The organism is Pseudoalteromonas sp. T1lg122 (assembly GCF_002964825.1).
Classification (GTDB): Bacteria; Pseudomonadota; Gammaproteobacteria; order Enterobacterales; family Alteromonadaceae; genus Pseudoalteromonas; species Pseudoalteromonas gelatinilytica.
In genome coordinates, this window is record NZ_PQCG01000033.1 from 311867 (window position 1) to 338517 (window position 26651).

Here is a 26651-nt window from a genome sequence, read left to right on the forward strand (position 1 = left end):
GAAATAAAAGTTCGCGGATTTTATACGAAATTTGTGCTCGGAAAAAGCGTTATTTTACCTGTTCTTGCACAACTTCATGACTATGCGTAATTTCTACTGTTTTATCAAGCATTAAGGCAACAGAACAATACTTTTCAGCTGACAGTTGAACAGCGCGAGCAAGGTGCTTTTCAGAGACATCGTTACCGGTAACCACAAAGTGTAGGTTAATCTTAGTAAACACGCGAGGCGCTGACTCTGCACGTTCAGCAGTTAGCTTAACTTGTACGTCAGAAAACGACTGCTTCGCTTTTTTCAAAATGCTAACAACATCAACTGATGAACAACAGCCTGCTGACATTAACACCATTTCCATTGGGCTAGGTGCTGCACTATCGCTACCTGCATCAAAAACTACATTGTGACCTGAATTTGAAAGGCCAATAAACGTATCACCTTCTACCCATTTTACATTCGCTTGCATGTGTTTTATCTCTTAAAGTTATTTTGCTTGATTGTAAGCAAGTCACACACAGATGCAAGGGATAAGAGGTGAGCTATAGAGGAAAGCGAGTCGCTTATTTTAAGCTGCTCGCTTAAGACGAGAGATTGTGTGGTGCTTTATAAACTAGGCGTTTTCTACAACAGCACTGTCGAATAAGTTTTTCACCAATCCGGCAAACTCATCGATAAAAGCATGCTGTTCAACGGTTACTGTGTGATTCGTGACACTACTAAGAACTTCTTGTAGGTCGTAAACAATACCGTCGACTTCGCGGACTATTTGACTACGTTGTTCAGTATTAAGCTCTGTATGTTGCTCGCAAAGTAACATGACGTTTTCTGCTATCACGTCTTCAATCAGCTCTAACACTGTTGGAGCTCCTGGTTTAATTTGACCTGGCTTCTCAAAAAGCGCTAAATTTTGAGTGAGATACATGACAAGATCATCGTACCCTTGCCTATCTAAAACCATACGACTGCACACCTAATAAAAAACTATCTCTTTAGATTTAAGCAGAAAGCGCTTTTAATTGCTACCTTTGCTAGACATCTCATACAAAAAAAGCAGCCTAAGCTGCTTTTTGTAATGATTTACGATTATTAATCGATTTTTAAGCCTGGACTCAATGTCGCTGGCATCGCTACTTTTTCAAGCTCAACTGAAGCGACTGGGTATGCACAATAGTCAGCTGCATAGTAGGCACTTGCTCTGTGGTTACCTGATGCGCCAATACCACCAAATGGTGCAGCACTTGATGCACCCGTGATAGGACGGTTCCAGTTAACGATACCTGCGCGAATACGACGTAAGAAGTGATCGTAATCAGCGGCGCTGTCGCTTAATAAACCGGCTGACAAGCCAAAGCTTGTGTCATTTGCTTTATCAATAGCGGTATCAAAATCAGTAAAACGGAATACTTTAAGCAGTGGTCCAAAGTGCTCTTCATCTGGGAAGTTCGCAACGTTTGTACACTCTAAAATACCCGGTGTTACAAAGCCGGTATTTTCTTTGTGAGTTAGCTCAACAAGTACGTCTGCACCTAGCTCAACAAGTTGCTTTTGTGCAGCAACCATACCTGCAGCCGCTGTAGCAGAAATCATCGACCCCATGAAAGGTTGATCTTCTGCGTCGTAGTCGCCCACTTTAATTGCTTTAGTTGCTTTAATAAGACCCGCTAAGATGGCATCACCTTGCTCACCTTTTGGTAAAAACAACTTACGCGCACACGTACAACGTTGACCAGTAGAAATAAACGCTGATTGGATAATATCGTGGATAGCCGCTTTAGTATCAGCAACATCAGTAACGATTAACGGGTTATTACCGCCCATTTCCAACGCTAAAATTTTACCCGGTTGACCTGCAAACTGTTCATGTAAAATATGACCCGTACGAGAAGAACCCGTAAAGAATAAGCCGTCGATACCTTTGTGAGATGCAAGCGCTTTACCTGTTTCAACTTCACCTTGCACAAGGTTGATAACACCCGCAGGTAGACCAGCCTTTTGCCATAACTTTAACGTTAACTCAGCAACTGCTGGCGTTAGCTCAGACGGTTTAAATACCACGGTATTACCAGCTAAAAGTGCAGGTACAATGTGGCCGTTTGGTAAGTGACCAGGGAAGTTATACGGACCAAACACAGCGACAACGCCATGCGGCTTGTGACGGATCATCGCACGACCTTGTGGCATTGGGTTTTCAACATCACCTGTGCGTTCTAAAAATGCTTTTTCAGAGATAGCAATTTTACCCACCATCGCACCTGCTTCAGTGCGAGTTTCCCAAAGTGGTTTACCGGTTTCTTGTGCGATAGCAATCGCTAATTCTTCGCTGTGTTCTTTAAGCGTTTCTGCGAATGTTTTTACAATCGCTAAACGCTCTGCAAATGTTTTATCAGCCCAGCTGTAGAACGCTTCACGTGCAGCAGCAACGGCGCTGTCTACTTGCTCAGCGGTTGCTGTGTTTGCTTGCCAGATTACATCGTTATTTGCTGGATTTACAGATTGAAAATCATGACCAAGGCCCGCTTGCCATTGACCATTAATAAATTGCGCTGCATGAGTCATTAATATGTCTCCTGAATTTTATAGTGTTGCAAGTGAAACTGAATCGCCAGCTTCTAGGTGAAGCGCCTTGGCAAGTTCACTTGAAATTGTGATGGTATCGGCATCACACGTAAGGCTCACTTCAGTCACGGTTGCTCTAAAATCAGCAAGCTTATCGTTTGCTAACAATACCGTGGTGTCGCCTTGGCTTTCACCAATCTCAACTTTTACTGTTCTTGCGTTACGCACTGTGGCGATATTATCGACCTTAGCTTCAACAGTTGGACCCGCATCAAAAATGTCTACATAACCATTAAAAGTAAAACCTTCACTCTTTAATAGTTCAATCGCTGGGCGTGTATTGTCATGAACTTGACCAATCACAGCTTGCGCGTCTTTGCTTAGTAAGTTGACGTAAATTGGGTATTTTGGCATTAACTCAGCGATAAATACTTTCTGACCAATACCCGTTAAGTAGTCTGCCGTCGGAAAGTCCATCGAGAAAAAGTGTTCTTCTAGCCATTGCCAGAATGGGCTTTCGCCATTTTCATCTGAAACACCACGCATTTCTGCAATCACTGTTTCAGCAAAACGCTCTTTATGTTGGTTAATGAACATAAAACGCGCTTTTGAAAGCAATTTACCGTTATTGTTTTTACGGTAGCCGTCTTTTAAGAATAAAGTGCACAGCTCAGTTGCACCTGTGTAATCATTACACAGCGTTAAAATATCAACGGCTTTATACACGTTTAGCGTACGAGATGAGTGAATCGCTTTGCTTAAATGATAATGATAAAAAGCATCATCTAAACCTACGGCAGCTTCAATACCTGAAGTCCCTACAACTTCTCCCGTTTCGCTATCTTCAAGAACAAACAAGTAACCTTCATCACCTGGCTGCTGCGCTGTTTTTGCGAATGAGCTGACAGAGTGATCGATTTTCTTTTGTAATAACTCTTCATTATTAGGCAAAGACGTAAAGCCATGTCCTGATTCATCAGCAATCTTTACTAAGGCTTGGTAATCGCTTTGCTGGATTGGGCGAAGGATCATCATAAGTCCGCTTGCTCCCTTATAAATAACGGTAAATTAAGAAATGAGGGCAAGCCTAGCTTGCCCTGAAATGACAGTTTCGCTTAGCCGTTTACGACTTTTGCAACTGCTTTTTCGAAACGAGCCATACCTTCGCGGATATCAGCTTCTGGAATAACAAGTGACGGTGTGAAACGAACAACATCAGCACCAGCAACTAAAGACATAACGCCTTCTTCAGTACCGGCAACTAGGAATTCTTTTGCACGACCTTTGAATTGCTCAGTCACCACTGCACCAATTAAAAGACCTTCGCCACGGATTTCAGTGAATACATTGTACTTTTCGTTAATCGCAGTTAGTAACTCACGGAATAACGCTGACTTTTCTTTAACACCGTTAAGTACGTCTGGCGTATTTACTGTGTCGAATGCAGCTTCTGCCACTGCACACGCAAGTGGGTTACCGCCGTAAGTAGAACCATGAGTACCGACTTTTAAGTGCTTAGCAATATCAGTTGTCGTGATCATCGCACCGATTGGGAAACCGCCACCTAACGCTTTTGCCGTTGTTAAGATATCTGGAGTTACATTAAGACCTTGGTAAGCATAAAGCTCACCAGTACGACCAACACCTGTTTGTACTTCATCAAAGATAAGTAGTGCATTGTGTTTAGTACATAGCGCACGAACACCTTCAACAAACTCAGCAGTTGGAGAAATGATACCGCCTTCACCTTGCAGAGGCTCCATCATTACCGCACACGTGTTGTCTGAGATAAGCGCTTCGAAAGCAGCTAAATCGTTGTAATCACAGTGCACGATATCACCCGGTTTTGGACCAAAACCATCAGAGTATGCAGCTTGACCGCCTACTGTTACAGTGAAGAATGTACGGCCGTGGAAGCCTTTATTGAATGAGATAATTTGTGACTTTTGCTCACCATAATTATCCAGTGCAAAACGACGTGCTAGCTTAAGTGCCGCTTCGTTTGCTTCTGCACCTGAGTTTGCAAAATATACTTTCTCTGCAAACGTTGCATCAGTTAGCTTTTTAGCTAAACGAAGTGCTGGCTCATTCGTCATTACATTTGATAAGTGCCAAATTTTTTCGCCTTGCTCTTTTAATGCACTTACAAGAGCCGGGTGACAATGGCCAAGACAGTTAACAGCAATACCACCAGCAAAATCGATAAATTCGCGACCTTCTTGGTCCCATACGCGAGAGCCTTCGCCTCGAACTGGAATAACACTTGATGGTGCATAGTTAGGAACCATTACTTGATCAAATAATTCGCGATTGACTGTCATTTTATATCCTCATAATTGTAAGCACACACAGAGTAAGGTGGCGCTCTAAAGCTAAACTAAGCCATTTTACTTAGCCGATTGAGCTTAGCGCAAAATCACCAAAATTACTCTTTGGTTCAATTTTCATTCATCCATTATTTCAGAAAATTTTCGTCATGTCTCTTAGAAAACTTTCATGTAGCCCTTGAAAATAAAGGGCTTGAGATATTTTTTCATGGATAGTGAATAACTATTTGAAGGTTGTTTTTCACTCAAAATAGAACAAAAAGGCGTGCCGCTAGTGAGCCAAGCAGAGGCTAAAGAGAAAAAGTTTGTTGCTGCGGATTGATAAACAGTGAATGAATAGTCGCAAAAAAATTAACAATTTTTTTAATTAATTTGGATATGAAAGCGATCAAAATTGCATTTTGCTAGCTGATCAAGCTCTTCTTTGCTGAAATCGAAGTGCGCAAACCAACGCTCAGTTTCGTCACTTTCGACCAGTTGATGCTCATTTAAACTTAAATACTGGGCATAACAACGGGCTTTTAAAATCACTTTGGTAAGTGGCAAATACTCATCATTTTTAGCCAGAGGCGTCGTTAACTGCTGCATGACCGCATTAAATGGTAAATACCTAAAGGCCATTTTCTCAATTACGGTCGCTGTTACCTTCATCGACTGCTTGTTTAGCAAGGTGCTTAAAAACAAAGGGTCAGGTTTTAGTTCTAATAAAGCTGTGTGCAAGTCTTTCTTTTGCTCATCACGGGCTTTTGTTACTTGGCGCTGCCAAACTAACTCGAAAATACGAAGATATATGCGAACTAGCGCTATCTTACCCACATCGAGTAGCATACCTAAGGTAAAGGCGTGCACCTCATTTACACCATTAAGCTTCGCAATCTCTTGAGCCGCGATAGCACACGCCATTGAATTATCACGAAGTCGACGTTTTAACAGCGGGAATGGTTCTGTACTGTGCGGCATCCAATGGCGTACCGCAAAGGTTGGCACCACAAACTTTAAGTTATCTAAGCCAATGTAGCGCAGCGCTAAAAGTGGGTTATCAACTTTGACTGAGGTGTGCTTATTTCGCTGTTGACGGTAAAAAGGCAAATTCACAAACGCGACAAGCTCACGACCTAACCAACTTAAGTCTTTAACTAAGGGCTCGAGTCGACCCACTGAGGCTGAACGCACAGCTAAAATATCTAAAATAGCAGGGACGCTATCTTGGATACCGATTGTTTCGTGAATCACGGCATCAATGTCTTCAAGCTGCTTATGCATGGCAGCTTCAATTACTTGGTGTAATTGCTTACTCGCTTGGGCGCGATACTTATGATGAGCAGTGCTGCTCTTTTGGCGTTTCTTCTCGGCAGCAACTTCAACCTCTAATAAAGTGCGTTGCTCCATTGATTCGCCATAATCAATTTCAAGGGTGTGAATATAGCCAATTTGACGCTGTGCAAAACTGTGGCCAAGCAAAAGATCGTGCGCGCGCTCATTAAGCACCATCGCAGTCCTTTGTTGTCGGTTTTCTTCGGTCATTTGCACAGGCGTATTGTCGATCATATTTGTTAATTCACTAGCCTAAGATTAGAAGCGAGTTAAAAAGTTAGCAAGTAATTCAAGCCCTTGTTGGGTCAAAATAGCTTCTGGATGAAACTGCACCCCTTCCAGTGCTAAATCATTATGCATGATACCCATAATTTCATCAAAATCAGAATTTTGTTCTGTCCATGCGGTAATAGTAAATTCATCGGGTAAACTTTGTTTATCAACCACAAGAGAGTGGTAACGACACACAGTCAGCGGGTTTGCCAAACCTTTAAACACACCTTGATTGGTATGTTTAACTAATGAAGTTTTACCATGCATCACTTGCTTTGCACGGATCACATCAGCACCTAGTGCCTGTGCAATGGTTTGGTGACCTAAGCAAATACCAAGAATTGGCAACTGGCCTTTTAATTGTTCAACCACTTGCAAAGAAATGCCTGCTTCGTTTGGCGAACATGGTCCAGGTGAAAGTACGATGTGCTCTGGGTTTAGTTGTTTTATCTCAGCGATACTGATCTCATCGTTTCGTTTAACTAATACATCTTGATCCAAGCGCTGAAAATATTGCACTAGGTTGTATGTAAACGAATCATAATTGTCGATCATTAACAGCATTGCGTGTAACCCAAAATTACTCAGTCAAAATAATGAAGGCGCATTTTACCCCAAGCACACATAAATGTCGGCAAAAAATGGGTTATTCCTCAGCGATTAAATGTGCTGTGAGGCCAGCCCTTTCTTGCTCATCAAGTTTTTGCGAGCATTTATTTGCAAAGTCGTAACGTACTAGTACAGTTTTACCAACGGCACAGCAGTTATCTTGCTGCCAAGCCTCTTGGCGCAGTACAAATGAACTAGAGCCGATGTGCTCAACACTGGTTTTCACTGTGACATCGTGACCATAAAACAACTCACCGACAAAGCTTACTTCAACTTTAGCAATGATCAGTTTCCACTCATAAGGGTTTAAATCGGGCGTAAAAAACCTGAAAATAGGCGCTCGGGCGGCTTCAAACCATACAGGGAGTACGGTATTGTTGATGTGCCCTAGCACATCTGTTTCGCTAAAGCGTGGTGTGATAGTTTCAGTAAACATAGTAACCCTATAAAAAATATAAACTAAAGGTAGCTCATGACGGACTTTATTCGCGTATACGAAAACGCCCTCAGCAAAGAATTTTGCGACAACTTTATCACGGTATTTGAACAAAGCCCGCATTTAAAACAAGGCATTACCTCAGGCGGAGTGGATCTAGCGAAAAAAGACAGCCGCGATTTATACCTTAATAATCATCCTGAATACGCTGAGCAACTTAAACACGTTCAACAAACGACTGCAGGTTACATCTTCAAGTACCTTGAAGAGCATATTTTTATGATGATTGGTGCCTTTGGTTTAAAAGTTTACCATCCGCAAACAGGCAAACCTGTTGACCTAACACAAGATAACTTTGAAGAAGTCGGCAAACCACAATTGCCATTACTCGTGCAGCAAATTTTCCGCATGGGTCCAATTCAAGCACAGAAATACGATATCAATAAAGGTGGCTACCCTTATTGGCATAGTGAGGTATACCCGCAAGCTGGCCACAACGAAGCTCTGCATCGCGTGCTGCTATTTATGTTCTATTTAAATGATGTAGAAGAAGGTGGTGAAACTGAGTTTTACTATCAACAACGAAAAATATCACCAAAACAAGGCACAATGGTCGTAGCGCCAGGCTATTTTACCCACACGCACCGTGGTAATAAGCCAGTTTCAAATGATAAGTATATTTTAACCTCGTGGGTCTTATTCAACCGCGCAGAGCAAATTTATGGCCAACCACAATCCTAATGCTAAGCGCTAACAATCCAAGCTAAAGCTATTAGTAGAAGGAGTGCAACGTTTGATGTCGCGCTTTTTGTTAGCATAAAAAAGCAGCCCACTCGGGCTGCTTAAAACTTATAGCTTAATTAAAACTAACAACTCAGCTTTAACCTGCCAGTAATTGATCAAATAAATCAAAAACCTTATCAAGCTCTTCAATCGTGTTGTAGTGCATACAACCAATGCGTACTACGCCGCCGGTTTCTAATACACCTAGCTGCTTACATAAGCCTTGGGCGTAGAAATTACCATCCCACACGCAAATATGTTGCTTACCTAAAAACTCAGACACAATACGTGGCTCAATGCCTTCAAATGTGAGGGCAAAAGTCGGTGTACGCTCAGTTAAACGATCTAAATCATCAATACCGAATAACTTGATACGCGGATAATTAGCTAAACGCGTTAAGAAATGCTTACTTAATGCCATTTCATGTTGTTTAGTAATAGCAAATGCAGCCGCAAGTTTTTCTCGGCGTGAATGGCTTTCGTCAAGTTCACTAATTGCAGCAATGTAATCAACAGCTGCAATTAAGCCAGCCAGTGCTTCAAAACTTTGCGTACCCGTTTCCCAGCGACCTGGCGCAACATCTTTTGCCGGCTCAACTTTGTATGGTGTGAAACCTTCAAGGTGTTCACGTTTACCATAAACAATACCAAGGTGAGGACCAAAGAACTTGTATGCAGAGCAGGCTAAAAAGTCACAATCAAGCGCTTGTACATCAACCAGCTCATGAGGTGCGTAATGAACGGCATCAACATAAACTAACGCACCAGCCGCATGAGCAAGCTCAACAATGCGTTTAATATCATTAATTGAACCCGTCGTGTTCGACGCATACGTCACTGCAACAAACTTTGTTTTGCTTGATAAAAGGCTTTCAAAATGTGCCATATCTAAGCTGCAATCAGCTTCGTTGATAAGAGCCGTTTTTACTGTTGCGCCTTTATCTTCAGCAGCTTGCTGCCAAGATGATACGTTTGAGAAGTGATCTGCATTGGTAACGATGATTTCATCATCATTAGTCCAATCACGCGAGATAGCGCGGCTAAAGCTGAACGTTAAGCTTGTCATGTTTGCACCAAACACGATTTGCTCTTTAGATGGGGCATTTAATAAATCAGCTGCAGCTTGGCGAGCATTTGCCATTAACTCGACTGTTTTGTCACTTGAGAAAAATGCACCACCTAAGTTTGAATTGTAGTAACCCAAGTAAGCAGTCATAGCACTTAAGACTGACTGTGGCACTTGAGAGCCACCCGGGCCATCAAGGAAAATAGGTGACTGTCCTGCAACTTGTTGCATAAGTGCAGGGAATTGGCGACGTAATTGCGTTAAGTTCATGAGTTACCCTTAAGCAGTGAGTACGAAGCAATCAAGGTAACCTTCTTTGCTTGCGTCTACTTTATTCATTGGCGTTGCGTTGTGCCATACTTCACGGTCATTAATCAGTGCGAACATGCCGTCTTTAATTTCCATCTTGAAACATGGTTCAGCTTGTTGGTGTTCGTAAACAAGTAGCTCACCACCTTCTAGGTTTTCGTGTGATACACCACATACACATACGTGATCAAAACCATCTTGGTGAACACCTTCTGGCGCAGCAGGTGTGTCGCTGTCGATCGCAAGCATTCTAAATTGATGAATTTCTATATCGCGATCATCGCTAATACCTGTCATATCACGGAACTGATTAACGATTTGCTTCATGCCATCCGTCGCTAATAAGCTATCTTCAAGGTTCTCATACGTGCGCTCTACATTACCCTGAAAGGTATTGATTGAGTCATCTTGCACGAATGCTTTTGTTGGTTGTAGTTTTAATTCACCATCAACAACTTTAATGACTGAATAACGACGTTTACGAAATTCACCATCTGCGTATGGGTTAGCAGGTAGGTTAGCAAACGAAGGCTTTACTGCATCAATATGCGCTTGGCTTACAAAACGAAGTTGTAAAAGGTTCTGGTTGTTTAATGTAGTCATTTCGATCTCGCCTTATTACGTTGAGAATATTGGCGAGGATTTTAATTCAATTAGCGGGGAATTTTTGCGTTTTTATGTAAACCAGCAAGGCATAATGCATAATTTTAAGATCGTTACACTTGGCTTTTAGAATATTTAATCTAAAAAATAAAAACAGCCACAAATGTGGCTGTTTTAGATTGCACAATTTACTACACGTTTAATTGCTCATAGAAAGGGAAACTTGATCTTGTGACTGACAACTATTACCTGCTAAATACTTACAGAAAACGAGTTCGGTACGATTGTTACTGATAAGCTCAAGCAGCGTGTCTTGGCCATTTTCAATAAATGACAATTTACCATCAACCAATTGAACACCCGTGATACTTTGATCTCCAATCGTCAGTGAGTAATCGTAAGACTGACTATCTTCATTATAATCCTGCTCACTTAATGACCATGTTGTGCCATCGCTTTCATATAAAGTGAAGCTATATAAGTCGTAGTCGTAGAATTTATCAACTGCTGTTGAACTAGCATAATCATGTACATATAGATGTGCAGATGATTTTTCTAGCACCCCAGTGCCATTACCATCGAACGCCACAGTACGTTCGACAAAATATCGGGCTCCATCAATAGCAATTAGCTTGTAAACAAACTCACCATAAAGGAAACATGTATCTAAGCTAGTATCACAGAAGTCAGTTGTTTCCCAACCTCCAGAGCTAGTATCTACATAAAGCCTTCTAATATAGCGGTTATTAACAAAGCTTCCCTGATATGAACTTGTACTAAAGGTAAAGAAGATTTCACCATCGTCATAAATTTGGATTTCACTCCAATGCGAATCAAGATCATGACCCTCTCTAAATCGATGACGACCAGAAAAATTACCTGTATTAATGGCTACTTCATTGCGTTTAACAAACATGCCTGCATCTACATAATCCCCTTCGCTATCATTACCCTGGTCTAAGAATTGGTAACCAACGTTGATATTTTTAGTGAAGTAGAGAGTATCTGTTGAATTATCACTGTTGTGATTAAGTACTAAGTTGCTATCAATGATCTGCCAACTAAACGTATCTTGCTCATCATTCAAAATATCTATGTAAGAGCCCGTTCCGTCAGCATTGATCTGCATATTTAATAGCACTCCTCCTTGTTCTGCGCTTACTGCCCATTGCCCTACGACATCATCACTAGCAACAGCAATTTCATCGCCATCAGCAAAAGCATAAACATTGGAACTTTCAGAGCTGGTATTCACTAAAACGTCATTCTCGTAATAGCTATATTCAACTGTTAGCCAATGCCAATTAAGCCCTTTTTCTGCCATTGGCATTAACTCAGCGTAACTGATCTCAGTTCGATACTGAACCTCAGTCATACCATCAGGGAAAGAGATATATTCTTCTACAACGATACTATCGATAGGTGATAACTCAATGTGATCATCAACTTCATACCAGTTGATATTTGAACTACCGTTGAGAGTTACAGCGCCAGTGTTATCCGCATTTAGTAATAAGCCCAAGGCTGGTGCATTATATAAATCACTGTTATTTAAAATATACTCGCCAGAAGCTAATAATGCAGGTTTAAACGTTGCGGTAATATCGCAATCAGCACCTGTGGTATAGACAAGATAATAGCCTCCTTCAATATATCCTTCGCATCCTGTAATTTCGTCAATAACATACCCTTCATCAGGGCTAATTACGAAAGATGCATATTGGTACCAATACGAAGTTTGACTGGTAGGTGAGAGGTTACCGTTCTGAGATGGATTCACAGTTAAGGTTACTTTAGGGCGCTTAGGTAAGTAACTAATTTGCGTATCAGCTGAACAACTACTTCCTTGTTGGTATCGGCAAATAGTAACAGCATTTTCATCCGCAGAAACCAGTTCAACAAACCACGTATTACCATCAACTTGATAGCTTAATACGCCATCATTGAACGTTGCTATATGCTCAACACCATCAAAACTGACAACATACTCTACTTCACCTAAGTCATTATATTGCATGTAAATCGCATCTGAAGAGCTATCATCTTTATAAAATAAAATAGAACCCTCTAATAGCTCTTCAGTAAAGGCTGAGTATGACAAGTCTTTACTGTATTCATAAATGAATACCGATTTAACTTCATCATATGCCTCACCAGCCATAGTGTAATAAGTTAGCGTTCTGATAATGTAATAGGTGCTACCAATAATGTTAATGAATTCATGTTGCATTTCACTTTCAAGGTAACAGTCATCAGCAAAGCCATCACAGCTTGAAACAAGACCATATGTTTCTGAATAAAAGCGTTTTCTAGAGAAATTGCCATCTTCAATATGACCTTGGAAACTTGAATAACCTAAACCAATAGCAACACTACCATCAGGGTAAATATTCAAATCATAAGATTGAGAAGTACCAACAAAACCATGCCAACGACCAATAATATCCTCATCGGTTGTTGTTACATTCGCTTTTTTAATCATTAAGCCTGTTAATGTATTACTTGGCTCATCAAAACTAGTGTCTAATGCTACAACTTGATAGCCCGCAGAGAGGGCTTTCGTGAACCAAAACTCAATTAGCCCAGTTTCACCATTTTCATCATAACTAATAGATAACTTAGTATCATTGAGTACCCAACTAAATACCTCACTACTTTCACCCGTTACATCTCCTGTACCATCGGCATAAAAGCGTAAAGTTTCAGGTTCATCATCAGATGACGCAGAATCGTAATCATTGTCTCTGAGGTCTAAAATCCATGTGTTTTCTGTTAACTCAGCAGTGTTTAGTGCTATTGTTTTAGTTTTATCAATCAGGTTTGTTGTATAGGTTCGAGTACTTGAAGGCTCCACAACGGGTTCACTACCATTTTGGTAGTCCAATGTTCGCTGTGTGGTTTGAGTTACTTCAATCGTTCTGAAAACCTCGTTTTCTGCTAAAACTTGAAAACTAATATCTGTTAATTTTGTTTGCGCAATATAAGATTCATTGCCATCGTTATATTCATCAGTGTAAGTCACTACACTATTTGCCAATGCTAAAGTATACACTCCTGATTCTTTACTCATTGTCAGTGTTGAGCTTGTATTTGCATTAAGTTCACCCGTACCGTCACTTGCCAGGACAAGGTGATATGCATCATTGTTATAATAACGAGGTGAGTTAACGATAAAATCACCAACAATAGGCTCATCGCTATCAGAAACTAAGTTTTCATCTTTTTTAATTTCTTCTTTCGTCTCTTCAATGAGATCAGGATCTTTCTCATTTACTTCATCTTCAAAACTCTTAGCGGTATCTTCGTCACTGACAAGATCGAGTGTATTTTCTACGCCTTCAGGGAGAACATAGTCTGCATTATCCACGATGATTTTGATAAGAGTTGCCAATAGGATTTTTTCATCAGCATCAACATTTAGTAACGCTGCGTTTAGCTCTTCGACAGATTGAGGTTCTTCATTATTACGCGTTAAAAGCGCATACTCTGCGGTCGTCACATTCGTGATGTTGACGCCAAAGTTGTCTTCACTATCAAGCGTATTATCCTCACCAGCCTGTTCCAATAACGCTTGAATTGAGCTTAACTGTGAAACGAAAACAACCCCAGGATTGGTGCTATCAAGACCTTTTGCTTTAACCAGCACAAGCTTTTCACTTGCAGATTCGTCCACAACAAGCTCTATTGTATAGCGCCCGGTTGGATCTGCATTGACCGAAAAGACATCACTACCGACATTAATCTCTAACTCTGCATTAGCAATTGGTTGATCCGTTACTATCCCGGTAATTGTCACTGTTGATACATTTCGTTTAAATATAACGCTATGCTTTGCTGAAGCTGTTGCCCCATCGTTATCTGTTACAGTGACAGTGAAGTTAACAGTTGTATCAGCATCTATATCAGGTGTTTGAAAAATAGCTTCTGCGCTTGTTAAGCCACCGCTTTGTGCAAAATCAAAACTAGCATCAGATGTCCAACTATAAGAAGCAATGCTACCGTCGCTATCACCAGCTACGGCGCTTAATTTAAATGAGGTTTGCTCTGTGCCCTCTGAGTCAGCACTAATAGAAACTGTTGGACTTTGATTAACGGGGTCTACAGGATCTGGTTTAGTTCCAGAGTCACTACTTCCACCTCCCCCGCATCCAACTAAAAATAAGGTACCAAAAACCGCGGCTAACAGCCGCTTTTGAATTAACATATCTATACTCCATTACATTCGCTTATAGCAGGGAAACTCTTAGCTATTTAAACGCTAAATCCCTTAACGTTGATAAAAAGCCACAGCGAACTGTGGCTCTTGGTTTACTCAATTAATTGCTTTTCTTACTTGCTGAAGCTGCTCTTGGAATGGCAGGCCTCTAAGGTCACCTAAGCCTGCTGCCATAGTCAGTGCATAAATTTCACTTTCTAGACTCAGCATGTGTGCTTCAACGGTGTCTTTATCAATAGCCGCTTTTTGCTCCAAGTACTCAGCATAGAGGCTATCAATACGATCTATTTGCAGTGACAATAATGCTGCTTGTTGTTTAATTTGCTCGTACTCACGATAGTTCGCTTTGCTGTATGCTTCGCCTTGTTCTAATTGCTTGCGAACGTCCTGATAAACAGTCGGAAAAATATCGACTTTTTTGGAATTAGCTAGTGCATAAATTTTTTCGATATACTGAGAAAAATAAAACTGCACAACGGCGTCTTTTTCTAAATCAATGAGTTGTCCTAATAGCTTAGGTACATATTCAGCAACTTGTTGCTCTTGTCCATCGATGAGCATTTCCTTTAATTGCTGATGTTGCTTATCTAGCTCTCGATAACGCTTCTCATAAGAGGTTTCCGCATCCAATTGATCTAAAATTGCAAACTCATCTCTTATTGGCTGTAAAACAGAAGTGATCCTTTGCTTAGCAAGCTGCGCTTCAGCAACCAACGAAATGACTTCCTGACTTTGAGACATGATTTCATCTGAAACTGTATCCGATGAAAATAGTGACGCGCTTTTTAGCGCATATTCAGGAGCTAACCGTAGTTCATTAAATTCAGGTTCTAGCACCGCCCATACTTTGCGAGCCTTAGTTACACGCTCCTCATCAAATTGCGCTAGGTTATCTGCATCTATTTGATTATAAGCACTAAGGGCTTCTTGGAAGACACTTTGGGCTTTATCAAATGCTGCACGTATTTGCTCAGGTGTTGCTTCTTCGCCGGTAATACTACTAGCTAGAGAACCTAAATCTTGCTGTACAGAATCAATAGTTTTACATCCAGATAAAGCACAAATGAATATCGAGCTAACAATGACTAACTTGTTCATTAATAGCTCCACTGTAAACCAACGGCAAATGACACATTACTATATTCAACTTCAGGCACGCGCAGACGTTGACCATTTTCAAGATTCTTGGTCACAATATCGCGAGACTTGTATTGCGCATCAATACCGCCCATTAAGCAATATGCGACATTATTTGATAACGCAGTCCCACTCTCCCCAACACTCCCCAGCCATTAAAGCTGTCGGTAAGCGTGGTTGTTTCAAATTGGGTGTTTTGAATTTCTGAGTACATTGGCGTACTCAGCTCAGCTTCGGCATACCAACTGTATTTATTAAAACTGTCTTTTAAACGGCTATCGTAACGAGCACCTAAAGTAAGCAAGATACCCATTTGATCTTCTGACACAGAGACCACAGGTCGAAGCTGAGAATTGTAGTCTTGTTGGTCACCTATATTGTTTGCATTGTTCATACCCGGCAAGGTAAAACGTGCTGGGTTATCGGGATCTGCTGAGATAGCAATTAGTGCCTCATCAAATGCAGCTGCACCAGGCTGCACAAAGGCAAAATTTGAACGTGTAAAACTCGACGTAAAAAACTTGGTACCTAGGGTGAATTGTATGGCTTTTGAAAAGTTATATGCGCCTTTAAAACCGATCTCATTCGCTTTCGTTTTAAATGCATTTTCCTGAATATCGCCAAACTCAGCCAAGTGCCAAGTTTCAGTTTCAATTTCAGTCGAAATTGTTGCTGCGCTTTCAATATAAAAGCCCCATGTATCATCAATCCCTGTATATGATATCTGTCGTATTGCGGGGTTAGTAACATCAATTGATTGACTCAGCTTGCCAAATCCCGCTACATCATTGAGTGTTTCACTGTAGCTAATCGTTTCAAAACCGAGTCGAACTTCGCTAAAAGAGGGGTTAACAGCAAGAGCCGAACCGCTGAGAGGGAGTAAAAGAAGAAGTGCTTTCATTGTTCAATTCCTTGATTTGCAAAATCTATGCAGCCAAGAAATGATGCTTACCTTCCTTGGTTACAACATTAAACACAAAGTTACAACTGTTAACTTTTCACAACAATCAGTGTAGACAAATGTATTAATTTTACAAACCAAACTGAACAAAAACTTAATAAAAAAGCCCGCTAAATGCGGGCTTTTATACTAGTAAATTAAATTATTACTAATTATACGGCTTGCTGAACGATTACTTGGTCTGCCTTTTTAGTGTATTGAGGCATACGGTGGAAGTTCAGGTAGCGATACGTATCAGCTGCAGTTGCATTGATCTTAGCTGCATACTCTTGGTACTCAGCAGGTGTAGGTAATTTACCTAGGATTGCTGCTACTGCTGCAAGTTCTGCAGATGCTAAGAATACGTTTGCGCCAGTACCTAGACGGTTAGGGAAGTTACGCGTAGAAGTAGACACAACAGTTGCTTTATCAGCAACACGCGCTTGGTTACCCATACACAGTGAACATCCTGGAGTTTCGATACGTGCACCTACACGACCAAAGATACCATAGTAACCTTCGTCAGTAAGTTGGTCTTTATCCATCTTCGTTGGTGGTGCAACCCAAAGTTGAGTTGGGATACGGCCACTGTAACCATCTAGTAGTTTACCTGCAGCACGGAAGTGACCAATGTTAGTCATACACGAACCGATAAATACTTCGTCGATTGTCTCGCCAGTAACGTCTGAAAGAAGACGCGCATCATCTGGGTCATTTGGTGCACAAAGGATTGGCTCTTTGATGTCTGCTAGGTCGATTTCAAGTACGTGTTTGTACTCTGCATCTGCATCAGCTTCCATAAGCTCAGGGTTAGCTAACCACTCTTGCATTGCTGTGATACGACGCTCAATAGTACGAACATCGCCGTAACCTTCAGAGATCATCCACTTAAGCATTACGATGTTTGACTCAAGGTATTCAGCGATAGACTCTTTAGAAAGTTTAACTGTACAACCTGCAGCTGAACGCTCAGCTGATGCATCAGAAAGCTCGAACGCTTGCTCAACTGTTAGGTGCTCAACACCTTCGATTTCTAGTACACGACCAGAGAATTCGTTGATCTTACCTTTCTTCTCAACTGTAAGAAGACCTTCTTTGATACCGTAGTAAGGGATCGCATGTACTAGGTCACGTAATGTGATACCTGGCTGCATTTCGCCTTTGAAACGTACTAAGATTGACTCAGGCATATCAAGAGGCATTACACCTGTTGCTGCTGCGAATGCTACCGCACCTGAACCCGCTGGGAATGAAATACCTAGAGGGAAACGAGTATGTGAGTCACCACCAGTACCTACTGTATCTGGTAATAACATACGGTTTAACCATGAGTGGATTACACCGTCACCAGGACGCAGAGATACACCGCCACGGTTCATGATGAAATCAGGAAGTGTGTGGTGAGTGTTTACGTCAATTGGCTTAGGATAAGCTGATGTATGACAGAAAGACTGCATTGTTAAATCTGCAGAGAAACCTAAACACGCAAGGTCTTTAAGTTCGTCACGCGTCATAGGGCCTGTTGTATCTTGTGAACCAACAGTTGTCATTTTCGGCTCACAGTATTGACCAGGACGTACGCCAGGCATGTTACATGCTTTACCAACCATCTTCTGCGCTAATGTGAAGCCTTTACCAGAATCTTCAACTAGAGCTGGTTTGCGGAAGATATCTTCTGCTTCTAAACCTAGAGATTTACGCGCTTTGTCAGTTAAACCACGACCGATGATTAGTGGGATACGACCACCAGCACGCACTTCATCAAGAATTACGTCTGATTTAAGAGAGAAAGTAGAGATTACTTCATCAGTACCGTGACGCTTTACAACACCTTCGTAAGGGAAGATATCGATTTGGTCACCCATGTTTAGCTCATCAACAGGTAGCTCGATTGGCAATGCACCAGAGTCTTCCATTGTATTGAAGAAGATAGGAGCAATTTTGCCACCTAAACATACACCACCAACGCGTTTGTTTGGTACGAAAGGAATATCATCACCCATGAACCAAAGTACTGAGTTAGTTGCAGATTTACGAGATGAACCCGTACCAACTACATCACCCACGTATGCAAGAGGTAAACCTTTAGTTTTAAGCTCTTCTAGTTGTGAGATTGGACCAACTTCGCCTGGTTTTTCAGGGTTGATACCATCACGTTCGTTCTTCAGCATAGCTAAAGCATGTAATGGAATATCTGGACGTGACCAAGCATCTGGCGCAGGAGAAAGGTCATCTGTATTTGTTTCACCAGTTACTTTGAATACGGTAACTGAGATTTTTTCAGCAACTGCAGGCTTGTTTACAAACCATTCTGCATTTGCCCAAGACGCGATCACTTGCTTAGCAAATTCGTTACCTGCTTTCGCTTTTTCTTCTACATCGTAGAAAGCGTCGAACATTAATAATGTGTTTGAAAGACCTTTAACAACGATTGGTGCTAACGCTTCGTCATCTAAAAGCTCGATCATAGGTGCGATGTTGTAACCACCTAACATAGTACCAAGTAGCTCAGCTGCTTTTTCTTTTGATACAAGTGGAGAGCTCGCTTCACCTTTTGCAACTGCAGCTAAAAAACCAGCTTTAATATAAGCCGCATCATCAACACCCGGTGGTACACGGTTAACTAGAAGATCAACGATGAACTCTTCTTCGCCTGCCGGTGGGTTTTTGATTAATTCAATAAGATCAGCCGTTTGCTGAGCATCTAGTGGCGCTGGTACGATACCTAACGCGGCACGTTCTTCTACGTGTTTACGATATTCTTGTAGCACAATATTGCCCTCTTGGTGACGTGAAAGTACTCGGTAGTATTAAGCTAAATACCAATTAAGACCCAGTACTTATAGTATTCTGACGGTTAATTATAAAGCTTTTAAGTATAGATGAAAATCCATGCTGTGGTTAGGCACTTTATATTCACTATAAATACCATGAATAGTACTAGAAAAAAACGCTATTCAAATGAATATTTATTAAGAATCATTCCTATCTACTTACTTTAAGTCTTAGAAATAAAAAAACCCAGCACTAGGCTGGGTTTTTAAAATTTTCGTAAAGGGTTAGATTAACGCTCTACTTTAACACGCTCAATTACAGTTACTTTCGCTTCAACACGACGGTTTTCAGCGTGAGCTTCTGGCGTATTTGCAGGGTTTTTAAGGCGTTCTTCACCTAAACCAACAGTAGTAAGACGCATTGGGTCAATACCGTCTTCGATTAGTTTCTTAGCAACGGCATCAGCACGTTTCTTAGATAACCACTTGTTGTAGTCAGCTTTACCTACTGATGAAGTGTGACCTTCAAGTACTACGTCAGTACCTGGGTGCTCTTTTAAGAACTTAGCAGCGCGGTCAATATCATCTAAGTATTGTTGAGATACTTTAGAAGTATTGTTAGGGAACGTGATTAGTAAGCTCTTAGTTACTTCACGATCTTCATATAATGTACAACCAGTGCCATCAACAGCGTCAGTCATTGGCGTGTTTGCACATTGGTCATCAGCATCAGGGATGTTATCGCCATCGCTATCAACTGGCTCAACTGCAACAGGAACAACTGTTGGAGCAGGTTCAACTGGCTCTGAAGCAGAGCTTTGTGCGCCAAAGATGTAGCTTAGGCCTAATTTAGCGCCAACATCTGTGTAACCACGGTCAAGACCTTGGTATAAAGATGTTTCAGCGTTAAATGCGAAATTATCTGTGAAGTAGTGTTGGTAACCAGCACCCACGTTTGCGAACATTAGATCTTCGTCAACCGCATCAAGATTTTTAAGACCGAAAATACCGTAGAATGGACCACCACCTAAGTGATATAAAGCGTCGATACCGTAACGCTTGCCGCTTTCAGAACCACTCATTGTAGTGCCATCGTTTAAATCTACGCTGTAGTCGAAATCCATATCAGCGTATTCTAAACGAGCGCTCCAGTAATCACTGAAACGATAACCAAGCTCTAAGCCCCAACCTGTAGAATCATCTACATTTAGGCCGCCAGCTGAAAAGTCACGAACGTCTTCCCAAGATGCGTCATAGTAGTCGCCAAATGCGCCGATGTAGAAACCTTGCTTTTCGGCAGCGAAGCTTGAAGCACTAGTTGCAGCAAGTGCTAAAGCAATAGTAAGTGATTTTAATTTCATTGTTTCCTTCCCATTTTCACAATTAAAATTGTAGCTAAGTTGAACCAGCTCAATCAGTTTAAACAGAGTAGTCGACTAATAGTTAATCAAAACTTAACGAACTCGGTACAGAACAAAAATCTTGCCGAGTAATTTCAGTCAATTACCCAATAATAGGTTATCTAAATAACTTTGCATAACAATGCCTTTAGATCGCTTTGTTATGATTAGGTGAAAGCCGCTTTTCAGCCCAATCTACTGACTTCAAAACCGATAAAAGTCCATTCCCAATTACATTATTATATTGGTTATTTTTAAATCAACAAGTTGAAAGCAACTTTATTTGTAAATTTTCGTTAAAAAGCAAAACTTTAGTGCTATTTTATTGATATAAATCATAACACTGGCGGCTAGCTTGCTCAATCAACGAACACTTAGATTTTAAAAAATGAGCATTTACAATTGTTATCAACCATAAAGATTAACCCTTAAGTACCACAAAAAGTTTGGTAATTACAATCACCTTCCTTCGGAGGTTGATACCATGCAGCAAATTGTTCCTCATACTTATATGGAGCTTTGATGACTTTCATAAACTCATCAAGTGAAACGCTTTGAGCTGTTTGTTCATACTCAGCCAAGATCATTTCAATATTATGATTGCGTGGAATGACTGCAGGATTAACAGCTCGCATTGTGCTGTAACTTTCAGGAGATGTTCTTAACTTCCATTTTGAAACCCACCCTTTAAGTTGAGAATCAATGGCAAAGTCTCTCACTAAAGATTCAGTAAGCGCATTGAAAGTATTGGTATAATCAAGCTGATGTTGTTTCATTAAACTCAGCAATTCTGAAACTAAAGCATGATCGCCTTCTTGCTGACCTGCTAATCCTAATTTCTGCTGCCACATAGTATTAAATGCATCATTGAATTTAGCTGCAAAGCCATTCACTACCGGCGAGAGTTTTTCGACGGCACTCTCTTGATCAGCAAATAACGGAATTAAGCTTTCAGCCAAACGTGCAATATTCCAATTGGCAATATTGGGTTGATTACCAAATGCATAACGTCCTTGATGGTCAATTGAACTGAACACCGTGTCTAGGTCAAACTGATTCATCATCGCACAAGGACCATAGTCAATCGTTTCACCACTAATCAAGGTATTATCGGTATTCATCACGCCATGTATAAAGCCAATTCGCATCCAGCTGATAACCAGCTCAATTTGCTTATCGAGTACGGCAGTTAAAAATTCAATGTAGCGTTTTTCACCCGTACTGCTAATGTCAGGAAAATGACAATTAATTGCGTAATCAACGAGCTTTTCTAGCCCTTCGATATCCCCTTGTGTGGCTAAGTATTGAAATGAGCCAACACGGATATGGCTTTTAGCTAGGCGAGTAACAACTGCACCCGGGCGAGGTGGCTGACGATATACCGTTTCACCAGTTGTAACCACAGCTAAACAGCGTGTAGTTGCGATGCCAAGCGCATAAAGCGCCTCACTCATGATGTACTCTCGTACTGCTGGGCCTATGGCGCAGCGACCATCACCACCGCGCGAGAATACTGTTGCTCCAGCGCCTTTTAGCTGCAAGTCCCACAATGTGCCATCTTTATCTGCAATAGCGCCAAGCAAATGTGCTCGGCCATCACCAAGACGCGGTGAAAAATGACCAAATTGATGACCTGAGTAACCAAGTGCAACCGGTGCAACGTCGTTATCTATCGTTGAACCAGATAACAATTTAGCTAAAAATTCGCTGTCGTGATTAATCGCAAAATTATCAGCGAGCTTGTCATTGAAGAGCAGCAATTGCGGCTCAGCAACGGCGCTAGGCATATCTTTAATCGCAAGTAGTTCACTAATATCTGTGTATCGAGTTTGCAGTTTCATAACTGTCCTTAACGTGTTGCGACACCTACGCGGTTATCACCTACACCATAAGCCACGAGCTGACTAAGTGCCTGCAGGCTGTAGCCACTTTGCTGTTGTAATTCATTGAAGAAGTCTTGCGCCGCTTGTAATGACTTTTTAGTTTGTAAGCCGCCATCAATCAACTCATGGGCACGCAAGTAGGCTTCTACATCGCGAGAAAGCAAAAAGGTATCTTTACCAAGCGCTCGCAAAGCGTAAGGGCCAGTGTTGCCTCCTAATCGAGCGCCATGTTTTTTAAGATAAGCCCACAGACCAATAATATTGTCAGTTGGCCAATCTGCGATAAATTGACTGAAGCTGCCATGTTTCTCAGCAACTTCGTGGATCATGTACGCATTTTCAGGGATCGTTTGTACTTTTTTGAAATTTCGGATGATACGTTCGTCACTGGCCTTTTGCTCAAGCATATCCGGTGGCATCATCAATAATTTTTCTACGCTGAAATCCCAAAACACATCACGGAAACCAGCCCACTTATTATTGATTACAGACCAATAAAAGCCGCTTTGAAATACTTTACGCGTAAACTCTTCTAACCATAAATCGTCATTCATTTTGGCAATATCAGTATCATCGAGCGGGTTTGATAACAGCGCATGCAGCATTTCTTCACTGCCCTTTCGAGATACGGCTCGTTGATAAATATCGTTGAATTTTTCCATCATTTTTCCAATTTATTTGGTTAACGCTAAGTGTACGTAAAAACACGGTTATACGTAACCATGTTGCAAAATCGGTCACTAAAAAACAAATCCTTCGCCTTGACACCTAGATGGCTAAAATGCTTTAATCGCCGCCAATACCCTATTTAACTATGTTGGCTTTAACCTTTAAAGCGAGCATAAAGGGCTGGAAGAGGTGCGTTATTCAGGTAGCGTATGGGAAGAGCACAGACTCTGATGATCATACGTGAGGGGAATTAACGCCGAGAAGTAACACCGTTTGTGAGGTGCTTATTTCGGGCGACTGGGCTGAATCCCAGCGACTGTCACCAACAATAGCAAAACGCTATTGATTAGTTTGGTGGAGAGCTTCTGGTCTTAGTATAATAAGGCCGTTGCGTCTTTATTATTTTAAGCCCATTCGCTCTTCGAATTATACCTTGTTCGAATGACGACATGCGGCTCCATTCAATTGCTCCCGCATAAACTCTTCGAATACCTTATAAGTTCGTGAGAGATGATCAACAATTTTGATTTAAACGACTATCCATTATGGACAGCGCTTGTCACGCCATTTTCTGAATCTGGCGAGGTCGATTACACGGCCCTTGAACAACTGGTCGCTGAGCAGCAAGATGCAAATAACGGCATTTTATTGCTTGGCAGTACCGGTGAAGGACTGGCGCTTTCACTCAAAGAGCAACAAGCCATTGTTGAGCATGTTTGCCAATTAGCACCGACTGTACCACTCATGGTTGCTGTGGGCGGCATGAACCTCAAGCAACAAGTTGCTTGGGTTGAATACTGCAACCAACTACCTATTCATGGCTATCTATTGGGCTCACCTCTGTATGCAAAACCTGGGGTTGTTGGCCAAACACATTGGTTTGAAAGCCTACTCAACGCAAGCCATCACCCTTGTATGTTGTATAACGTACCAGGACGTAGCGCAGTTGAGATCTCACCGCAGGTGATCAAAAACCTTGCTGAACACAAAAACCTTTGGGCTTTAAAAGAGGCCAGTGGCGACATTAGCAAATTTGAAGGCTTTAGAACGGCATCACCAACATTAGCCATTTTCAGTGGCGATGATGCACTTATGCCGTATTTTGCTCAAGCGGGTGCCAAAGGTTTAGTTTCGGTTGCCGCGAATGCTTGGCCGATTCAAACCCATGAGTTTGTTAAACGCAGTTTAAGTGGTCAATACCCAAATCTATTCACCGATTGGTCGCAAGCAATCCAAAGTTTATTCGCTGTAGCAAATCCAATCCCCGTAAAAGTACTGATGCACCTGCAAGGTAAAATAAATACCCCGCATTTACGTCCGCCGCTTACACATTTAGAGCTTGAGCAAACAGACAGCATCACCCACGCAAACAACACAATTTTATCTTGGAACTAAAAACAGGTTTTATCATGAGCTGGTTAGAATTATTAAACAACTTAGAATCAGGCGAAGTTCGCGCAGCAACACAAGACGAGAACGGCAACTGGCACGCCAATGTTGAAGTTAAACAAGGCATTTTAGAAGCCTTTAAGAATGGTACAAATACCGAGTTCCCGGGTGGTTTTGTTGATAAGCACAACTTAGCACCACAAGGCTTTGCAGCAGATGCAGGCGTGCGTATGGTACCAGGTGGTAGCAGTGTTCGTCGTGGCGCACACGTTGCCAAAGGCACCATTATCATGCCACCAGCGTATGTAAATATTGGCGCATTCATCGACGAAGGCACAATGGTCGACAGCCACGCATTAGTGGGTTCATGTGCACAAGTGGGTAAAAATGTTCACCTAAGTGCGGCAGTACAATTAGGTGGCGTACTTGAGCCAATTGGTGCCAGCCCTGTGGTTATTGAAGATGGCGCATTCATCGGTGCAGGCTGCGTTATTGTTGAAGGTGTGGTTGTGAAAAAAGGTGCTGTACTTGCGCCGGGTGTTCGCTTATCGGCAACCATTCCTGTCTACGATTGCGTTAACGAGCGCCAGCTAGACAAAGGTGAAGCAATTCCAGAAAACGCGATTGTGATCCCAGGCTCTCGTCCAGCTTCAAATGCATGGGGTCGTGAACAAGGTCTAAGCATGTCGTGTGCATTGATCGTGAAATACCGTGACGAACAAAGCGATGCATCATTACTGTTAGAAGAGGTTTTACGTTAATGAGCTTTTTGAGCACGCCTATCAAGCAAGCGGTTGAACAAGTTTCAACGCATCTTGATACGCCATTTTTTATCTATGATTTAGATAAATTAACTGCACATTTAAATCAACTGACTGCACAAACCGATGTAAAACTTTGGTATGCCGTTAAGGCCAACCCACTGTCTCGCATTATTCAATGTTTAGACAGCGCAGGGTTTAACTTTGATGTTGCAAGTAAAGGTGAACTTGAGCAAGTACTTGCCCAAGGCATCGATAGCGCGCGCGTGCTCAACACAGGGCCTGCAAAAAGCCCTGCACAAATTTCACATTTTATTGCTCGCGGCGTACGTACTTTTGTGGCCGAGAGCATTAACCAAGTTCGCTGGTTAAACGAACAAGCAACAAAAGCAAATTGTCAGCTGCAAGTTCTATTGCGTGTACAACTTCGTTGGCCAGACAGCGAAAAGAACCCACTTGGTGGTGATAGCCTTACCCCTTTTGGTTTGGGCTGTGATGAGTGGCAAGCACTCACTGCAAGTGATTACCCTGCTCTTAGCTTTGATGGTCTGCATATTTTCCAATGGGGCAATATGCTGAGCACTGACAAGCTCGCCGAGCTATGGCGCGCGATGATTGCGCCACTGCAACAGCTAGCACGCTCATTAAACATTAATCTTAATATTCTCGACTTAGGGGGTGGCTTAGGCATTCCTTATACTCAAGATGCTAACCGACTTGATTGGTCTGCACTTATCGAGACCCTAGCGAGCATAAAAGCAGATGCCGGTGTTAATGAGCTTTGGATGGAACTTGGCCGCTATGCGGTGGGCGAATGCGGCCATTACGCAACGCCAGTTGTTGAGCGTAAAGTAAATTACAATCAACAGCAGGTCATTTTATCAGGCGGTATTAACCATTTACTTCGCCCAGCTGTGACAAGCCAAGATTTTCCTGCATCGTTACTACGCGAATCGACGGCTGAGCCTGCAGCAATGACTTTATACGGGCCACTTTGCACCGCCCTTGATTGCTTAGGTGAGCACCAATTAGCGAGCGATTTAAATGAGCAAGACTGGTTGGTATTCAGCCAATGTGGCGCGTATGGCTTTACCGAAAGTATGCCGTACTTTCTATGCCACGAATTAGCGGCTGAATACATCCTTGAACAAGGCAATATTGAGTGCATCCGTAGCGCTGAAGATGCCAGCTATTATTTAAGGTAATCAC

22 protein-coding genes and 1 riboswitch are annotated in these 26651 nt (G+C 41.8%); of the genes, 4 read left to right on the plus strand and 18 right to left on the minus strand.

The features are described from left to right. Positions 1 to 49: 49 nt before the first annotated feature. From C2M33_RS17785 to C2M33_RS17820, 8 genes are all read right to left on the minus strand, one after another. Positions 50 to 463: an OsmC family protein gene (locus C2M33_RS17785; RefSeq protein ID WP_063701588.1), complete on the minus strand. Its 414-nt coding sequence runs from the start codon at positions 461 to 463 to the stop codon at positions 50 to 52. 144 nt (positions 464 to 607) lie between these two features. Then, complete coding sequence (locus C2M33_RS17790; RefSeq protein ID WP_063701586.1) at positions 608 to 955, minus strand: DUF3802 family protein; 348 nt, start codon at positions 953 to 955, stop codon at positions 608 to 610. Between the two features lie 128 nt (positions 956 to 1083). Beyond that, positions 1084 to 2553 (minus strand): succinylglutamate-semialdehyde dehydrogenase, encoded by a 1470-nt coding sequence (gene astD / locus C2M33_RS17795; RefSeq protein ID WP_105175071.1) that lies wholly within the window; start codon positions 2551 to 2553, stop codon positions 1084 to 1086. Positions 2554 to 2571: 18 nt separating this feature from the next. Next, on the minus strand, positions 2572 to 3588 hold the full coding sequence (astA, locus tag C2M33_RS17800) for an arginine N-succinyltransferase (protein ID WP_105175072.1): 1017 nt from the start codon (positions 3586 to 3588) through the stop codon (positions 2572 to 2574). Between the two features lie 80 nt (positions 3589 to 3668). Beyond that, on the minus strand, positions 3669 to 4874 hold the full coding sequence (locus C2M33_RS17805) for an aspartate aminotransferase family protein (RefSeq protein ID WP_063701580.1): 1206 nt from the start codon (positions 4872 to 4874) through the stop codon (positions 3669 to 3671). A gap of 369 nt (positions 4875 to 5243) precedes the next feature. Beyond that, positions 5244 to 6404, minus strand: coding sequence for an HDOD domain-containing protein (locus C2M33_RS17810; protein WP_063701648.1), 1161 nt, complete (start codon positions 6402 to 6404; stop codon positions 5244 to 5246). 48 nt (positions 6405 to 6452) lie between these two features. Further along, positions 6453 to 7031: an anthranilate synthase component II gene (locus C2M33_RS17815; protein ID WP_105175073.1), complete on the minus strand. Its 579-nt coding sequence runs from the start codon at positions 7029 to 7031 to the stop codon at positions 6453 to 6455. An 82-nt stretch (positions 7032 to 7113) separates the two neighbouring features. Beyond that, entirely contained in the window at positions 7114 to 7512 is a 399-nt protein-coding gene (locus tag C2M33_RS17820) for an acyl-CoA thioesterase (RefSeq protein ID WP_105175074.1), read from the minus strand. A 36-nt stretch (positions 7513 to 7548) separates the two neighbouring features. Between C2M33_RS17820 and C2M33_RS17825 the strand changes: the two genes are divergently transcribed. Further along, positions 7549 to 8253 (plus strand): 2OG-Fe(II) oxygenase, encoded by a 705-nt coding sequence (locus tag C2M33_RS17825; protein ID WP_105175075.1) that lies wholly within the window; start codon positions 7549 to 7551, stop codon positions 8251 to 8253. 139 nt (positions 8254 to 8392) lie between these two features. On the opposite strand, the gene C2M33_RS17830 is transcribed toward C2M33_RS17825, so the two are convergent. From C2M33_RS17830 to C2M33_RS17870, 10 genes are all read right to left on the minus strand, one after another. Beyond that, on the minus strand, positions 8393 to 9631 hold the full coding sequence (locus tag C2M33_RS17830) for a cysteine desulfurase-like protein (RefSeq protein WP_105175076.1): 1239 nt from the start codon (positions 9629 to 9631) through the stop codon (positions 8393 to 8395). A gap of 9 nt (positions 9632 to 9640) precedes the next feature. Further along, positions 9641 to 10273, minus strand: a complete 633-nt coding sequence (locus tag C2M33_RS17835; protein WP_063701569.1) for a 2OG-Fe dioxygenase family protein — start codon at positions 10271 to 10273, stop codon at positions 9641 to 9643. 199 nt (positions 10274 to 10472) lie between these two features. Further along, a complete protein-coding gene (locus C2M33_RS17840; RefSeq protein WP_105175077.1) occupies positions 10473 to 14477 on the minus strand; it encodes a PKD domain-containing protein in 4005 nt (1334 codons plus the stop codon). A 108-nt stretch (positions 14478 to 14585) separates the two neighbouring features. Then, positions 14586 to 15587: a hypothetical protein gene (locus C2M33_RS17845; RefSeq protein ID WP_105175078.1), complete on the minus strand. Its 1002-nt coding sequence runs from the start codon at positions 15585 to 15587 to the stop codon at positions 14586 to 14588. Continuing rightward, positions 15587 to 15721 (minus strand): hypothetical protein, encoded by a 135-nt coding sequence (locus C2M33_RS21425; RefSeq protein ID WP_267894582.1) that lies wholly within the window; start codon positions 15719 to 15721, stop codon positions 15587 to 15589. Before C2M33_RS21425 ends, C2M33_RS17845 begins: the two co-directional genes overlap by 1 nt. Continuing rightward, positions 15721 to 16527 carry an autotransporter outer membrane beta-barrel domain-containing protein gene (locus tag C2M33_RS17850; RefSeq protein WP_233999246.1) on the minus strand — a complete coding sequence of 269 codons (807 nt, stop codon included), beginning with the start codon at positions 16525 to 16527 and terminating at the stop codon, positions 15721 to 15723. The genes C2M33_RS21425 and C2M33_RS17850 overlap by 1 nt, the downstream gene beginning before the upstream one ends. 212 nt (positions 16528 to 16739) lie before the next feature. Further along, positions 16740 to 19337: a bifunctional aconitate hydratase 2/2-methylisocitrate dehydratase gene (acnB, locus tag C2M33_RS17855; protein ID WP_063701561.1), complete on the minus strand. Its 2598-nt coding sequence runs from the start codon at positions 19335 to 19337 to the stop codon at positions 16740 to 16742. Positions 19338 to 19630: 293 nt separating this feature from the next. Then, positions 19631 to 20701 carry an OmpA family protein gene (locus tag C2M33_RS17860; RefSeq protein ID WP_063701559.1) on the minus strand — a complete coding sequence of 357 codons (1071 nt, stop codon included), beginning with the start codon at positions 20699 to 20701 and terminating at the stop codon, positions 19631 to 19633. A 467-nt stretch (positions 20702 to 21168) separates the two neighbouring features. Further along, positions 21169 to 22581 (minus strand): protein adenylyltransferase SelO, encoded by a 1413-nt coding sequence (locus C2M33_RS17865; RefSeq protein ID WP_105175079.1) that lies wholly within the window; start codon positions 22579 to 22581, stop codon positions 21169 to 21171. Between the two features lie 8 nt (positions 22582 to 22589). Continuing rightward, positions 22590 to 23285, minus strand: coding sequence for a DNA-3-methyladenine glycosylase I (locus tag C2M33_RS17870; protein ID WP_105175080.1), 696 nt, complete (start codon positions 23283 to 23285; stop codon positions 22590 to 22592). A gap of 183 nt (positions 23286 to 23468) precedes the next feature. Beyond that, positions 23469 to 23665: riboswitch (Lysine riboswitch) on the plus strand. A 137-nt stretch (positions 23666 to 23802) separates the two neighbouring features. Here C2M33_RS17870 and dapA point away from each other — a divergent pair. Genes dapA through C2M33_RS17885 form a run of 3 tightly spaced genes read left to right on the plus strand, consistent with a single transcriptional unit; the run spans position 23803 to position 26647 of the window. Next, a complete protein-coding gene (gene dapA / locus C2M33_RS17875; RefSeq protein ID WP_063701553.1) occupies positions 23803 to 24687 on the plus strand; it encodes a 4-hydroxy-tetrahydrodipicolinate synthase in 885 nt (294 codons plus the stop codon). Positions 24688 to 24701: 14 nt separating this feature from the next. Continuing rightward, complete coding sequence (locus C2M33_RS17880; protein ID WP_063701551.1) at positions 24702 to 25442, plus strand: 2,3,4,5-tetrahydropyridine-2,6-dicarboxylate N-succinyltransferase; 741 nt, start codon at positions 24702 to 24704, stop codon at positions 25440 to 25442. After that, positions 25442 to 26647 carry a PLP-dependent decarboxylase gene (locus C2M33_RS17885; protein ID WP_105175081.1) on the plus strand — a complete coding sequence of 402 codons (1206 nt, stop codon included), beginning with the start codon at positions 25442 to 25444 and terminating at the stop codon, positions 26645 to 26647. Before C2M33_RS17880 ends, C2M33_RS17885 begins: the two co-directional genes overlap by 1 nt. Positions 26648 to 26651: the final 4 nt, after the last annotated feature.